13 protein-coding genes are annotated in these 16,037 nt (G+C 31.4%); 11 read left to right on the top strand and 2 right to left on the bottom strand.

Annotated elements, in window-relative coordinates; genetic code table 11:
• The first annotated feature begins 83 nt into the window (after positions 1-83).
• The 5 genes from ACKTTC_RS17580 (at position 84) to ACKTTC_RS17560 (ending at position 4,045) form a co-directional block, all read left to right on the top strand.
• Positions 84-1,031: a phosphoribosylaminoimidazolesuccinocarboxamide synthase gene (locus ACKTTC_RS17580; protein WP_408041167.1), complete on the top strand. Its 948-nt coding sequence runs from the start codon at positions 84-86 to the stop codon at positions 1,029-1,031.
• The gene (locus ACKTTC_RS17575; protein WP_408041166.1) at positions 1,024-1,710 is read left to right on the top strand and encodes a DUF4240 domain-containing protein; all 687 of its coding nucleotides are present in this window, start codon (positions 1,024-1,026) and stop codon (positions 1,708-1,710) included. The genes ACKTTC_RS17580 and ACKTTC_RS17575 overlap by 8 nt, the downstream gene beginning before the upstream one ends.
• 7 nt (positions 1,711-1,717) lie before the next feature.
• Positions 1,718-2,083 (top strand): glyoxalase, encoded by a 366-nt coding sequence (locus tag ACKTTC_RS17570; protein ID WP_408041165.1) that lies wholly within the window; start codon positions 1,718-1,720, stop codon positions 2,081-2,083.
• Positions 2,084-2,106: 23 nt separating this feature from the next.
• Complete coding sequence (gene fabV, locus ACKTTC_RS17565; protein ID WP_408041164.1) at positions 2,107-3,294, top strand: enoyl-ACP reductase FabV; 1,188 nt, start codon at positions 2,107-2,109, stop codon at positions 3,292-3,294.
• A gap of 274 nt (positions 3,295-3,568) precedes the next feature.
• The gene (locus ACKTTC_RS17560; RefSeq protein ID WP_408041163.1) at positions 3,569-4,045 is read left to right on the top strand and encodes a hypothetical protein; all 477 of its coding nucleotides are present in this window, start codon (positions 3,569-3,571) and stop codon (positions 4,043-4,045) included.
• Positions 4,046-4,047: 2 nt separating this feature from the next.
• Here the strand turns inward: ACKTTC_RS17560 and ACKTTC_RS17555 are convergent, their stop codons facing one another.
• Positions 4,048-4,557, bottom strand: coding sequence for a hypothetical protein (locus tag ACKTTC_RS17555; protein WP_408041162.1), 510 nt, complete (start codon positions 4,555-4,557; stop codon positions 4,048-4,050).
• A 134-nt stretch (positions 4,558-4,691) separates the two neighbouring features.
• On the opposite strand from ACKTTC_RS17555, the gene acs reads away from it, so the two are divergent.
• The 6 genes from acs (at position 4,692) to ACKTTC_RS17525 (ending at position 15,327) form a co-directional block, all read left to right on the top strand.
• Positions 4,692-6,599 (top strand): acetate--CoA ligase, encoded by a 1,908-nt coding sequence (gene acs, locus ACKTTC_RS17550; protein ID WP_408041161.1) that lies wholly within the window; start codon positions 4,692-4,694, stop codon positions 6,597-6,599.
• A 168-nt stretch (positions 6,600-6,767) separates the two neighbouring features.
• Positions 6,768-7,229, top strand: a complete 462-nt coding sequence (locus tag ACKTTC_RS17545) for a (2Fe-2S)-binding protein (RefSeq protein ID WP_408041160.1) — start codon at positions 6,768-6,770, stop codon at positions 7,227-7,229.
• 11 nt (positions 7,230-7,240) lie between these two features.
• A complete protein-coding gene (locus tag ACKTTC_RS17540) occupies positions 7,241-9,403 on the top strand; it encodes a xanthine dehydrogenase family protein molybdopterin-binding subunit (RefSeq protein WP_408041159.1) in 2,163 nt (720 codons plus the stop codon).
• A 297-nt stretch (positions 9,404-9,700) separates the two neighbouring features.
• Entirely contained in the window at positions 9,701-13,153 is a 3,453-nt protein-coding gene (locus tag ACKTTC_RS17535) for a pyruvate carboxylase (RefSeq protein ID WP_408041158.1), read from the top strand.
• Positions 13,154-13,224: 71 nt separating this feature from the next.
• Positions 13,225-14,475, top strand: a complete 1,251-nt coding sequence (locus ACKTTC_RS17530; protein WP_408041211.1) for an aminotransferase class I/II-fold pyridoxal phosphate-dependent enzyme — start codon at positions 13,225-13,227, stop codon at positions 14,473-14,475.
• 102 nt (positions 14,476-14,577) lie between these two features.
• Positions 14,578-15,327, top strand: a complete 750-nt coding sequence (locus ACKTTC_RS17525; protein ID WP_408041157.1) for a DUF4294 domain-containing protein — start codon at positions 14,578-14,580, stop codon at positions 15,325-15,327.
• A gap of 51 nt (positions 15,328-15,378) precedes the next feature.
• Here ACKTTC_RS17525 and ACKTTC_RS17520 read toward each other — a convergent pair whose 3' ends face one another.
• Positions 15,379-15,765, bottom strand: coding sequence for a DUF2147 domain-containing protein (locus ACKTTC_RS17520; protein ID WP_408041156.1), 387 nt, complete (start codon positions 15,763-15,765; stop codon positions 15,379-15,381).
• Positions 15,766-16,037 lie beyond the last annotated feature (272 nt).

The raw sequence follows: 16,037 nt of genomic DNA, 5'->3' as shown, positions 1-16,037 counted from the left end.
TTCCCAACTTTATAACTTTCAACTACAAAACCTTCAACATTTAAGGTTAAAAACATATTTTTGCGGCACAACAACACAATAGAATGAATACAATTAACAAAACCAACTTTAACTTTCCAGGTCAAAAATCTGTATACAAAGGAAAAGTTAGAGAAGTCTATAACATAGACGACTCCTTATTAGTAATGATAGCATCTGATCGTTTATCTGCATTCGATGTTATTATGCCTAGACAAATTCCTTTTAAAGGACAAATCCTAAACCAAATTGCAACAAAAATGATGAATGATACTGCTGATATTGTTCCGAATTGGTTAATAGCAAATCCAGATGAAAACGTTGCAGTTGGAGATTTATGTGAACCTTTTAAAGTAGAAATGGTTATTAGAGGATATTTATCAGGACACGCAGCTAGAGAATATAAAGCAGGAAAGCGAATATTATGTGGCGTAGCCATGGCTGAAGGAATGAAAGAAAACGATCAATTTCCAACTCCAATAATTACACCATCTACTAAAGCAGATAATGGAGAACACGATGAGGATATTTCTAGAGAAGAAATTTTAGCAAAAGGAATTGTTTCTGAGGAAGATTATTTAATATTAGAAGATTACACAAGGAAATTGTTTGCTAGAGGTACAGAAATAGCTGCAAGGCGTGGATTGATTTTAGTAGACACTAAATATGAATTTGGAAAAACCAAAGAAGGAAAAATTGTTTTAATAGACGAAATTCACACACCAGATTCATCTAGATATTTTTATGAAGAAGGTTATAAAGAAAGACAAGCAAAGAGAGAAAAACAAAAACAATTATCTAAAGAATTTGTGCGTCAGTGGCTAATAGAAAATGGATTTCAAGGAAAAGAAGGACAACAAATTCCAGAAATGAGTGATGAGAAAATTCTAGAAATCTCTAATAGATATATTGAACTATACGAGCAAATAACAGGTGAAACATTTGTGAAAGCAAACACAGAAAATATCTTAGATAGAATAGAGAAGAACGTTACCGATTTCCTAAATGGATAACTTATGGCTTCCTATATCGATTGCATTAGTATTGCTTGCTTATCATTCTATAAACTTTTTTAAGGAAGAACGGGAGTCTAAAGAGTTAGATGAAGAAATTCTAGAGAGGAGAAACAAGGAATTTGAAGCGATTAAAAGAGAGCAGAAGATAAGAGAAGATTTTACGGAGTTTGATGAAGACGATTTTTGGGAGGTAGTGGATGAATTACGATTAAAATGTAAAGGTAAGTATGCTAACTTTTATGGATTATTTAAGGATCATTTGTATAAGTTATCAAATTCGGAATTAGTAAGGCTACATAATTTATTGATTCGTTTGTATAGAGATCAAATGAATTATGATGTATTAGCAGCAGTTGCCATAATTTTTAAGGGCATTGATGATTTTAGGATAACACTATTTTTAGATGTCTTAATAAGTCAGGGTAGAGTAGTATTTAAACATGTGAGTCTGAATGTAGAGTTATTATTAAAAAAGGATATTGAAGAATTTAACTATCCAAACAAAAAATTAGATTTATTGGAGGAAGCTATTCAAGAAGTATATTTTAAGAGATTTGAAAAATTACTGCCTAGAATAGAAAACAAAGAGTTAATAGATATTAAGGGAGAAGTTTGGGAAGAAAAAGATTTACCTATTAGATATAGTAAGTTATTGAATAAATTTGTAAACTCTTAATATTGGAATGAGTAAAAGTAAGATATCAATAAGACCAAATTTAAACCTAACTTCTAGTTCAAAAGAAGAACAATTTCAAAATGAAGTATTACGACCTATTTTAAAATTACAAAATGATATTATAGGTTTGGTGTTTTTTCGTTTTTTAGAAAAGCAAAAGTTAGTTGTTCAAGTAGCTGATAAAGCAATGTTTGAAACTAAAATAAACGAAACTATAAAGAAAAACATAGTTTTAAGAAATCAGTTATTAGGATTAATCATTGGTCAATTCACATCAGATGAATTTTTGATATATAAAGAAAAAGAAACAGAGTTCAATAAAAGAATATTGAATATGATTGGGAAAAGAATTACAGATAACCAATCAAATTAAGTGTATTAAAACAAACAACAACAATGATCATAGAACCAAAAACTAGAGGCTTTATTTGTTTAACAGCACATCCAAAAGGTTGTGAGCAAAATGTAAAACAACAAATAGAATATATAAAGTCTAAAGGAAAAATTGAAGGAGCTAAGAAAGTATTAGTAATAGGAGCTTCAACAGGATTTGGATTAGCGTCAAGAATTACAAGTGCATTTGGATCTGATGCGGCTACTATTGGAGTATTTTTTGATAAGCCAGCAAGTACGGGAAGACCTGCTTCACCTGGGTTTTATAACACTGCTGCATTTGAAAATGAAGCAAAAAAAGCAGGTTTATACGCTAAAAGTATAAATGGAGATGCTTTTTCTAATGAAGTTAAAGAAGAAGTTATTAAGCTAATCAAGGAAGATTTAGGTCAGGTAGATTTAGTAATTTATAGTTTAGCATCACCAGTAAGAACACACCCGGTTAGCGGTAAACGATTTAAGTCAGTATTAAAGCCAATTGGAGGAGAGTTCTCAAATAAAACAGTTGATTTTCACACAGGAAAAGTATCTGAAATTTCTATAAAGCCAGCAGAAGGAGACGATATAGAAAATACAGTGACTGTAATGGGAGGTGAAGATTGGAAAATGTGGATGGATGCTTTAAAAGCTGAGAATGTTTTAGCTGAAGGAGTAAAAACAATTGCATATTCTTACATCGGACCTTCATTAACAGAGGCAGTATATAGAAAAGGAACTATTGGAGCAGCAAAAGATCATTTAGAAGCTACGGCATTTACAATTTCTGATGATTTAAAAGCTATAGGGGGAGAAGCTTATGTTTCTGTAAACAAGGCTTTAGTAACTCAGGCTAGTTCAGCTATTCCTGTAATTCCATTATATATTTCTTTATTATTTAAAGTGATGAAAGAGAAAGGAATACATGAAGGTTGTATAGAACAAATTCAACGTTTATATGCTGAAAGATTATATGGAGGAAACCTAGATTTAGATGATAAAGGAAGAATTCGTATCGATGATTGGGAAATGAGAGAAGATGTGCAAGCTGAAATAAGCAAGCTTTGGGAAAAAGCAGATACAGATAACCTTTCTGAAATAGGAGATTTAAAAGGATATAGTAATGATTTCTTTAACTTATTTGGATTTAAAGTTGAAGGAGTAGATTACAATGAAGATGTTAATGAATTGGTAGAAATACCTAGTATTAAATAATATTCAAAAAATAATTGTAAAAGCCTCGTAAAAATTATCTTTACGAGGTTTTTTTATGCATTACAGGTTTGTAATTATATAAAAAGATATAAATAAAATTGAATATCCGTATCGAGTCATAATTATGTTTTTAGCGTCATTCCGAATTTATTTCGGAATCTCATCGTACTATTAAACAATGATTTGGAATGAGAACCTAGAACAAGTTCAGGTTGACGTTTGTTACTTATTATGTATTACGGATAATCATATAAATAAATTCAATAAAAGATAAATGAAAGCAGCTTCAATTAAAACTTTAAAAGATGAGTTAAAACATAAAAATTCAGCAGAACTATTAGAAGTATGCTTAAAATTAGCTCGTTTTAAGAAAGAAAATAAAGAATTACTAACATATTTATTGTTCGAAGCTCATGATGAAGACCGATATATTGAAGCTATAAAAGAAGAAATGGATGTAATGTTTAGCGAAATCAATACGAAGAGTTTCTTTTATATTAGAAAAAGTGTTCGAAAAATACTAACTACAATTAAAAAATACATTCGCTATTCAAAGAAAAAAAGTACAGAAGTAGAGCTATTGTTATATTTCTGTATGAAACTAAAGAATTTTAAACCGTCAATTAAAAAAAGTCCGCGAATTCAAAATGTGTTTGATACACAAATAAGAATGATAAAAAAAACAATGCAAAGTCTGCATGAAGACTTACAATACGATTATAATTTATTGCTTGAAGAAATAGAAAATTAATTTTAGTCAAAATCATGAGTTTGATCATAGTTGTCTAATTCTTGTTCAAATCTCTTTACTCTCCAACTAACTACTTTCTCTATTCTATATATTTTACTAGATAATTTAGAAGAATAGCTACATCTAGATTTTTGAAAACCAATCCAATCAGGGAAATACTTTTTAGCTAAATAAAAAACTGTCTTATGTTTATCATTAAGATGTTTGGTTCTCTTTTCGTAATCGGGATATTTTAATAACTTAGTTCTGTAGACTATAGCAAAGCCTAGAATATTGGATATTTTGTGTAATAAACGATCTTCATATTCATCCTCCCAAATCATACCACCAGGCATAGCATAATATGTTACTTTAGAATCAATTATATAAGAAGAACGAATCAGTTGATTTCTATATTTTATAAAATACCATCTAGCGACGAAACTTATATAGAAAGTTTGTATTAAACCAAGTAATTTTTCTTGAATAATATATTTCTGGTAAAGTTTAGTTTTTTTGATAAGATGATACATTTTACATGTAATTTTTATGAAACACTTTTTCTCTTAATAGTTAAATTCAAAGATAAATTTTCTCCAAGATTTGTAACTAAATTTTGACGATGTTTTAATAAAAACAATAAATTTATAGGGCAAATAAATCAAACATGAGTAACTACCACATCAAGAATCTAGAAGAATATTTTCAAGTATATAGAAAATCAGTACGTAATCCAGAAAACTTTTGGGAAGAAATAGCAGAAGAGCATTTTTTATGGAGAAAAAGATGGGATAATGTTTTAAGTTGGAATTTTTCAAAACCAGAAGTAAAATGGTTTGAAGGAGCTAAACTGAATATAACAGAAAATTGTATAGATAGGCATTTAACTACTAGGGGAGATAAAACAGCAATTTTATTCGAACCTAATAATCCAGATGAAGAAGCACAAGCAATTTCATATAAAGAACTACATAAGAGGGTCAATAAATTTGCGAATGTTTTAAAATCTAAAGGAATTAAAAAAGGAGATAGAGTATGTATTTACTTACCAATGATTCCAGAATTAGCTATTTCATTATTAGCCTGTGCAAGAATTGGAGCAATTCATTCTGTTGTATTTGCAGGTTTTTCTTCAACAGCATTAGCTACTAGAATAAACGATTCTGAATGTAAAATGGTTATAACTTCAGATGGTTCTTTTCGTGGTTCAAAAACGATTGATTTAAAAAGCATTGTAGACGAAGCATTAGTTGACTGTCCAACAATTTCAGATGTATTAGTAGTAAAACGTATCAATTCAGAAGTGCTAATGAAAGAAGGAAGAGATGTATGGATTGAACCATTACTGGCTGCTGCTTCTGACGAATGTAATGCTGAGGTAATGGATGCAGAAGATCCTTTATTTATTCTATACACATCTGGTTCTACAGGAAAACCAAAAGGAATGTTACATACCACAGCAGGTTATATGGTATATACTGCGTACACATTTAAAAATGTATTTCAGTATAAGGAAAATGATGTGTATTGGTGTACAGCAGATATTGGATGGATTACAGGACATAGTTATATTGTATATGGGCCTCTGGCTAATGGAGCGACTACAGTAATGTTTGAAGGAGTACCAAGTTATCCAGATTACGGACGTTTTTGGCAAATTGTAGAAAAACATAAAATCAACCAGTTTTATACAGCGCCAACGGCAATTAGAGCTTTAGCAAAAGAAGGCTTAGCACATGTAGAACCACATAATTTATCATCGTTAAAAATTCTAGGAACAGTAGGAGAGCCTATTAATGAAGAAGCATGGCATTGGTATGACGATAACATAGGAAAAAGAAAAAGTCCTATCGTAGATACATGGTGGCAAACAGAAACAGGTGGAATAATGATTACCCCAATTCCATTTTCTACGCCAACAAAACCAACCTACGCAACATTACCGTTTCCGGGAATTCAACCAGTTTTAATGGATACTGAAGGTGAAGTGGTAAAAGGTAATCAAGTAGAAGGGAAGTTATGTATACAATTCCCATGGCCATCTATGGCTAGAACTATTTGGGGAAATCACGAGCGATATAAAGACACATATTTTTCAGCATTTGAAAATAAATACTTTACAGGAGACGGTGCATTGCGTGATGAAGTTGGTTATTATAGAATAACAGGTAGAGTAGATGATGTAATTATTGTTTCTGGACATAATTTAGGAACTGCTCCTATAGAAGATGCAATAAATGAACATCCAGCTGTGGCAGAATCAGCTATTGTTGGTTTCCCTCACGATATTAAAGGAAATGCTTTATACGGATATGTGATTTTAAAAGATACAGGAGAATCTAGAAATCATGATAATTTAAGAAAAGAGATTAATCAAATTATTACAGAACAAGTTGGCCCTATTGCGAAACTAGATAAAATTCAATTCACTCAAGGATTGCCTAAAACACGTTCAGGGAAAATAATGAGAAGAATTTTACGAAAAATAGCTTCTAAAGATATTAGCAACTTAGGAGATACAAGTACATTATTAAATCCAGAGGTAGTTCAAGGAATTATAGATGAAGCAATGTAATTTCATTTGAATTATATCTTGAGAAAAATAAATCATTTTAGATGAAAGCAGAAAAGAGTCGTTATTAAACGGCTCTTTTTCTATTAAAAAAATCTTAAAAGATACATTGTAGTCTTATTGAAACTATATTTTTTGTAACTTAATTAGCTCATAAAAACTAACAAAACAATGCCAACCTATAATCTAAAAATCAACGGTGATTTAGTCACTGTTACCGCTGATGCTGATACTCCTATGCTTTGGATTTTACGAGACGAATTAAATTTGGTAGGAACTAAATTTGGTTGTGGAATAGCCCAATGCGGTGCTTGTACAGTTCATGTAGATGGAACAGCGATGAGAAGTTGTCAATTACAAGTTTCAATGATTGATAATGAAGAAATAACAACTATTGAAGGACTTTCAAAAAAAGGAGATCACCCATTACAAGAAGCTTGGAAAGAAGTAGATGTACCTCAGTGTGGGTATTGTCAAGCAGGGCAAATTATGACAGCTGCTGCATTCTTAAAAGATAACCCGAATCCTACTACAAAAGAAATCCGTGAAGCAATGCATGGAAATATTTGTAGATGTGCATCGTATAATAGAATAGAAAAAGCAGTTGCAAAAGCTGCAACAAAAATGTCTTAAAGCTAATCATCATGAGTGTACAAGAAAACAATTTAGCGTTTAGCAGAAGAAACTTTTTGAAAACTTCAGCATTAGCTAGTGGAGGATTATTGGTAGGATTTAATCTATTTACAGCATGTAAAACAGAAGCAAAACCACCAGTAGATATCGCAAACTTAAATTTTAATGATTTCAATGCTTTCATTAAAATAGCGGATAATGGATACGTAACTATTTTTTCTCCAAACCCAGAAATAGGACAAGGAGTAAAAACAGCAATGCCTATGATTATTGCAGAAGAATTAGATGTAGAATGGGATAAGGTGAATGTAGCACAAGCAAAATATAATAAGAAAGAATACACCCGTCAGGTAGCAGGAGGTAGTCAATCTATACGTTTTGGATGGGATGCGCTTAGACAAACTGGAGCTACAACGAAGCAAATGCTGGTTAATGCAGCAGCCGCAAAATGGGGAGTAGATGCAGCAACGTGTAAAGCTTCTAAAGGAATTATTACAAATGCGAATGGAGAAACATTAGGGTATGGAGATGTCGTAAAGGAAGCCGCAACATTAGAAGTACCAGAAAACGTAACATTAAAAAAGCCATCTGAATATACAATTATAGGAAAAGATGCAATTAATGTCGATTTAGAGAAGATTGTAACAGGCAAACCATTATTTGGGTTAGATTATAAAGCTGAAGGAATGTCGTATGCTTCTGTATTAAGACCTCCAGCATTTGGTCAAACATTAGTTAGTTTTGACGATACGGAAGCAAAAAAAGTAAATGGAGTAACAGATGTACTAAAGTTTGGAGATAAAGTAGCAGTACTGGCTACAAATACTTGGGCTGCAATGAAAGGAAAAAAAGCCTTAAAAGCAGTTTGGAGCAGCGATAAAGATTTAGAAAGTACAGACGATCATAACAAAATATTAAACGGGATTTTAGATGCAAATGATTTTGAAACACGCAGAAATGATGGAGATGTAAATAGAGCATTTAAAGAAGCAGATAAAGTTGTAGAGAAAACATACCATTCACCTTTTTTGCCGCATAATTGTTTAGAACCTATGAACTTTTATGCAAATGTAACTCCAGAAAGAATTCATTTAATCGGACCTATTCAAACACCACAATGGACGGCAGGTAGAGTTGCTCAATTATTAAAACGAAAAGAGAGTGAAATTGAGTTAGAAATGACACGAATGGGCGGTGGTTTTGGTCGTAGATTATATGGAGATTTCGCTCTTGAAGCAGCAGAAGTTTCTAGTTTAGCAAACAAACCAGTTAAAGTAGTATTCTCTCGAGAAGATGATATGACTGATGGAATTTACCGTCCAGCTATAAAATATAGAATAGCCGCATCAATTAAAGATGGTAAACTCACGGGATATCATTTAAAAGAAGCAGCTATTAATGGTAATATGTACGATTTAATACCTAATTTCTTTCCAGCAGGATGTATTCCTAATTACAAAGTATCTACTAAAAACTATCAAAGTAAAATTACAACAGGAGCTTGGAGAGCACCATATACTAATTTCTTAGCGTTTGCTGAACAAAGTTTTTTTGATGAAGTAGCAGAAGAGTTAGGAAAAGACCCAGTACAATTACGTTTAGATTTATTACAAAACGTAAAAAATACAAACGATGAGAAAATAGAATACTCTGGGCAAAGAATGGAGGATACGATTAAATTAGTAGCCGAAAAAAGTAATTGGGGAGAAGAGAAAGAAGGAGTATATAAAGGATTTGCAGCTTATTACAGTCATAATACTCATGTAGCGGAAGTAGCAGAGATAGAAATGGAAGATGGAATTCCTGTAGTTAAAAAAGTAATTGCAGCTGTAGATTGTGGAATTATAATCAATCCTACAGGAGCAATTAATCAAATTCAAGGAGGTGTACTAGATGGAATTGGACATGCAATGTATGGAGACTTCACATTTAAAAACGGAAAACCATCATCTAAAAACTTCGATACTTATAGATTAATTAGAATGAATGAAACACCAGAAGTTGAAGTTCATTTCGTAGAAAACGAATTATCACCAACAGGATTAGGAGAACCTGGTTTACCGCCTGCAGGAGGTGCTGTAGCAAATGCCATGTATAAAGCATTAAAAAATAGAATGTATAACCAACCATTTATAAAAGAACTTCAAACAAAAAAGACAGAAGTTTTGGGTTGATTCTAAATAAACGATGATAATAAAAGATGCTTTTTTAAGCATCTTTTTTGCTTTTTGTAAGCGTTTGATAATCAAATTTTAAAACGAAAACGTTTTTGTAAATTGGAGGAAAAGCCTTAAAAATTATCAAATTATCAAATTGATAACAAAATAATGGTAAATCAATTTTTTTAATAGGTTAGTTTTAGTAATGTGTTAAAAAAGTGAGTTATTTCTTATAAAAGTACATATTTCTTTAAATAAAAATCAAATTCAATTAAATTTGAAGGAGAACGAAATTACAACAAAGCATAAAGGATGGATATTAAAAAGGTACTTGTCGCAAATCGAGGAGAAATAGCAATTAGAGTTTTTAGAGCTTGTGTAGAAATAGGAATTAAAACAGTAGGAATTTACACCTATGAAGATCGTTATTCTTTACACAGATATAAGGCAGATGAATGTTATCAAATTGGAGAAGATAATGAACCTCTGAAACCTTATTTAGATATTGATGCAATTATTAAAGTAGCAATAGAGAATAATGTAGATGCAATTCATCCAGGTTACGGTTTCTTATCAGAAAATGCAGAATTTGCGCAAAAATGTAAGGATAACAGAATCATTTTCGTTGGCCCTAAAGTATCCGTATTAAAGGCTTTGGGAGATAAAATTACAGCAAAAGAAGTAGCTGTTGCGAATAATGTACCTATTATTAGAAGTAGCGATCAAGACTTAACTTCTATAGAAATAGCATTAGAAGAAGCAGAAAAAATAAGCTATCCAGTAATGTTAAAAGCAGCTTCTGGAGGAGGAGGTAGAGGAATGCGTGTAATTCGTAATGAAGCAGAACTTAAAAAAGCATACCCAGAAGCACAACGAGAAGCGTTAAATGCTTTTGGAGATGATACTGTTTTTCTAGAAAAGTTTGTTGAAAACCCTAAACATATAGAAATTCAAATAGTTGCAGATGCACATGGAAATATGGTGCACTTATATGAAAGAGATTGTTCTGTACAAAGACGTTATCAAAAAGTAATTGAATTTGCACCCTCTTATGGTTTACCAGAAGAAACTAAAAACAGTTTATACAAATACGCAATAGATATTTGTAAAGCAGTAAATTATAATAATATAGGAACAGTAGAATTCTTAGTAGATGAAGACAATACAATTTACTTTATAGAAGTAAACCCAAGAATTCAAGTAGAGCATACAGTTACTGAAATGGTAACCAATATAGATCTTGTAAAAACACAATTATTCGTTGCAGGAGGTTATAAACTATCAGATAAGCAGATTAAAATTCCAAGCCAAGAATCAATTGTGGTATCGGGATATGCTTTACAATGTAGAATTACTACAGAAGATCCAGCAAACGATTTCAAACCAGATTATGGTACAGTAACTACTTATAGAAGTGCATCTGGATTTGGAATTCGATTAGACGCAGGAAGTATTTATCAAGGAGTAAAAATTTCTCCATTCTTCGATTCTATGCTAGTAAAAGCTTCAGCAAGAAGTAGAACATTAGATGGAGCTTGTAGAAAAATGTTAAGAGCTTTGGTAGAGTTTAGAGTAAGAGGTGTTAAAACCAATATAGCATTCTTACAAAACATTCTAAATCATCCAACATTTAAAGCAGGAGAAGTAACAGTGAATTTTATAAAGAATGAACCGAGACTTTTCAAATTTAAAGAACCTAAAAACAGAGCGAATAAATTAATCAACTTTTTAGGGGAAGTGGTTGTAAATGGAAATCCAGATGTTAAAAAAGTAAATCCAAGTCATCAATTCACAGAGCCCAAAATTCCGAAGTTTTCAAAAGCGGAAGCATATCCTAAAGGAACAAAAGATCTATTAACAGAGCTAGGGCCAGAAAAATTTGCAGAGTGGTTACGAAATGAGAAAAAGATTCATTTTACAGATACCACTATGCGTGATGCGCATCAAAGTTTGTTAGCCACAAGAATGCGTACAACAGATATGCTAAAAGTAGCAGAAGGATATGCCAAAAACTTTTCAGACATTTTTAGTATGGAAGTTTGGGGAGGAGCAACTTTTGATGTGTGTTTACGATTTTTACAAGAAAATCCATGGGAACGTTTAGCATTATTACGCAAAGCAATGCCAAATGTTTTACTGCAAATGCTTATTAGAGGTTCTAATGGAGTAGGATATACCGCATATCCAGATAATTTAATCGAGAAATTTGTAGAAAAATCTTGGGAAACAGGAATAGATGTATTTAGAATTTTCGATTCTTTAAACTGGATGAAATCTATTGAGCCTTGTATAAAACATGTTCGTAATAAAACACAAGGATTAGCAGAAGCGTCTATTTGTTATACCGGTGATATTTTAAATCCTAGCAAAACGAAATATGATTTAAAATATTATTTACAGTTAGCAAAAGATATAGAAAATGCAGGCTCACATATTTTGGGTGTAAAAGACATGGCGGGGTTATTAAAACCTCAAGCGGCTTACGAATTAATTTCAGCATTAAAATCAGAAATAAATATTCCAATACATTTACATACGCACGATACATCGTCGGTACAATCTGCAACTTATTTAAAAGCGATAGAAGCAGGTGTAGATGTGGTAGACGTAGCTTTAGGTGGACTTTCAGGGTTAACTTCTCAGCCTAATTTTAACTCAATGGTAGAAATGCTAAAGTTTAATGAAAGAGAAAACTTATTAGATACACAAAAGCTAGCTGAATATTCTAATTATTGGGAAGCAGTAAGAGGATATTATTATCCATTTGAATCTGGTTTAAAGTCTGGTACAGGAGAAGTATATGAACATGAAATTCCAGGAGGCCAATATTCAAACTTAAAAGGACAAGCAATTGCATTAGGTCTTGAAGATAAGTTTACAGAAGTAACCAAAATGTATGGAGAAGTAAATCATATGTTTGGAGATATTATCAAGGTAACACCAAGTTCTAAAGTAGTAGGAGATATGGCGCAGTATATGATTAGTAATAATCTAACTGTTGAAGATGTAATGGAAAGAGGAGAAACAATTTCATTTCCTCAATCTGTGATAAGTTTCTTTAAAGGGGATTTAGGACAACCTGTAGGAGGTTTTCCAGAAAAGCTTCAGAAAATTATATTGAAAAATGAAACGCCCTATACAGATAGACCAAACGCACATTTAGCTCCAATCGATTTTGAAAAAGAGTTTGAAGAGTTTAAAGGACAATTTTCAAAAGGAATGGGAAGAGAACTAGAAGTAACAGATTTTCTTTCTTATAAACTATATCCAAAAGTATTTACAGATGCTTACAATAATCATCTGAAATATGGAAATGTAATGAGTATTCCCACAAAGAACTTCTTTTTTGGAATGGAAGTAGGAGAGGAAATAATGGTAGATATAGAACCAGGAAAAAGAGTATTAATTTCATTAATGCAAAAGTCAGAACCAGATGAAAATGGGATTGTAAGTGTGTTCTTTAAAATTAACGGACAAATGAGAAATGTCCAAATAAAAGATAACTCAATTACAGTTGATAAAGTAGAAAATATAAAAGCAGAAACTTCAGACGAAAAACAAATCGGAGCGCCTTTACAAGGGTTACTATCATCAGTCTTAGTAAAAGAAGGAGATGCTGTAAAGGAAAATCAACCATTGTTTATTATTGAAGCTATGAAAATGGAAACAACCGTTACAGCAGTTACAAATGGTGTTATTGGCAAAGTGCAATTAAGCTCAGGAACTTTAGTAGATGCAAATGATTTAATAATAAAATTAAAGTAGAAGGCGTTAAGTTTTTGATTTACCCTTAAAAAAACTTAATTTCGCGCCCCAAACAAGTAATAGTAATTATGGTGAAAGATTTATTTGATAGAATTAAAAATGATAAAGGGCCTTTAGGAAAATGGGCAGATAAAGCAGAAGGTTATTACGTATTTCCAAAGCTAGAAGGACCAATTTCTAATAGGATGCAGTTTAATGGAAAGCCAGTTATTACTTGGAGTATTAATGATTATCTTGGTTTAGCAAATCATCCAGAAGTCTTAAAAGTAGATGGAGAATCTGCTGCTGAAGATGGAATGGCGTACCCAATGGGAGCTAGAATGATGTCTGGACACACAAAATATCACGAGCAATTAGAAAAGGAATGTGCAGAGTTTGTTGGTAAAGAAGCTTCATATTTAGTGAATTTCGGATATCAAGGAATGGTTTCTGCTATAGATGCATTAGTTTCTAAAGATGATATCATCGTATACGATATGGATACACATGCTTGTATTATTGATGGTGTTCGTTTACATGCAGGAAAAAGATTTGTATATAGACATAACGATATTGAAAGTTGCGAGAAAAATTTAAAGAGAGCAACTAAAATGGCAGAAAAAACTGGAGGAGGTATTTTATTAGTTTCTGAAGGTGTTTTCGGTATGAGAGGTGAGCAAGGAAGATTACGTGAAATTGTAGCCTTAAAAGAAAAATACAACTTTAGGTTACTTGTTGATGATGCACATGGATTTGGAACTTTAGGAGAAGGTGGTAGAGGAACTGGTTTTGAGCAAGGGATTCAAGATGGTATCGATGTATATTTTGCAACATTTGCAAAATCTATGGCCGGAATAGGGGCTTTCTTTGCTGGAGATAAAGACGTAGTACAGTTTTTACAATACAATATGCGTTCTCAAATGTTTGCAAAATCATTACCAATGCCAATGGTAAAAGGAGCATTAAAACGTTTAGATATGATTCGTACAATGCCAGAGTTAAAAGATAGACTTTGGGATATCACGAATGCCTTACAATCTGGTTTAAGAAATGCTGGCTTCGATTTAGGTACTACACAAACATGTATTACTCCTGTGTATTTAAAAGGAGATATTCCTGAAGCAATGGCTATGGTACATGATTTAAGAGAAAACCATGGGGTTTTCTGCTCAATTGTAGTATATCCTGTAATTCCAAAAGGAATGATTATTTTAAGATTAATTCCTACAGCGAGACACAAAATCGAAGATGTAAATGAAACAATTGAAGCATTTACAGCAATTAGAGAAAAATTAGAAAACGGTACTTATAAAAAAATAGCAGAAGCAATAATGACTGCTTAAGAAAATAAAGAATATAAAAAAACTCGTGAGAAAATCACGAGTTTTTTTTTGAGTATCATAAAATAAAATAAATTTGGTAACGTATTTGTTTTAAAGAAGCATATGAGATTAAGAATAATATTTTTATTTATTACTACTGTATTTAATTTAACAGCACAAGTAAAAGACACACTACCTAATTTTACAGATGAATATTTTTTAGTAAAAGATGGAGATACGCTAATGATTGAATTAAATGAAGTAGCAGTATTGCCAAAGCATAAATTCAAATCTAAAGTAGATGTGAATTACTATTATTGGTTTAGAAAAAAAGTATTCAAAGCGTATCCATATGCTATATTAGCATCTAAAAGATTAGATAGCCTAAATGCTAGATTAAATCGTATAGAATCTAAGAGTAAAAGAAGAAAATATGTAAAGCGAGTACAAAAATATGTAGAAGAAGAGTTAACGGACCAAATTAAAAAGATGACGAAGACAGAAGGAAGAGTTTTAATCAAGTTAATTCATAGGCAAACAGGAAAGACTGTTTTTCAAAACATTAAAGAATTAAGAAGTGGATGGAAAGCTTTTTGGTACAATACTACAGCTAATGTTTTTAGTTTATCGCTAAAAGATGAATTTCATCCAGAATCCGAAAATGAAGATTATTTAATTGAAGATATTTTACAAAGAGCATACATAGATGAAGCTTTGGAGTATCAAGAACCAAAATTAAAAATAGATTCAAATGAGATATTGAATGCAAGAAGTGGAGAAGTAGATGTTGAAAAGTATAAAAAGATGTTTGCTAAAATGCGAAAGAAGCGTAAAAAGAAGAAAAAGAAACAGAAATTAAAAAGAGTAGGCTAAAAAAGTTCTTGTAACAAAAGCTAAATTGTAAGAGAGAAGAATATAGAATAATCATTTAATCCGCTCCCAATATTGAGTCCCATATAAAAATAAAAAATATCCTCTCACTTGAATTTTATCAGGATCATTTAAAAATTTTATTCTACATCTAAATTTTCTACCCATTACAGGATGAAAAATAGTTCCTTTCTTATAATAATTCCCTACTTTTTCCATATTCTTAATAATAGTTAGGCCTAAAATAGGAGAGTTTTTTTCGTTTCCGTCACATTTAGTACATAAATCATGCTCGTGTTCTTTTTCTAAAATCTCAACAATTTTTCCAAAAACCTTTCCATTTTCTTCATATAACTCAACTATAGAAATTGGTTTTCCTGTTTTTTCATGTATCGTACGCCATTTACCTAAAATATTTTGAGAAGAAAGAGTAAATGACATAAGTACGAATAGTAATATGAAACGATTTCTAGATGCCATTTTAATAAAGTCGAATAAAAAAGTAGAAACATACATCAAAAACCAATAGATATTTTGTTTAATAAAATAGAGGAGAAGGGGAGTTCTTTTATGTGAGTATGTTTAATTACTTAAAAAACTTTTGGCTTTAAGTTGTTGTTTGATAGTTGATTGAGTTTTTGAGGTGATTTTTTCTTAATTTTTTGGTTAAAAAAAGTTGTGGGATTCAAAAGAGATTGTACATTTGCAGCCGC

Source organism: Tenacibaculum amylolyticum, from assembly GCF_964511145.1.
Lineage (GTDB): Bacteria > Bacteroidota > Bacteroidia > Flavobacteriales > Flavobacteriaceae > Polaribacter > Polaribacter amylolyticum.
This window is presented reverse-complemented; position numbering and strand designations above follow the sequence as displayed.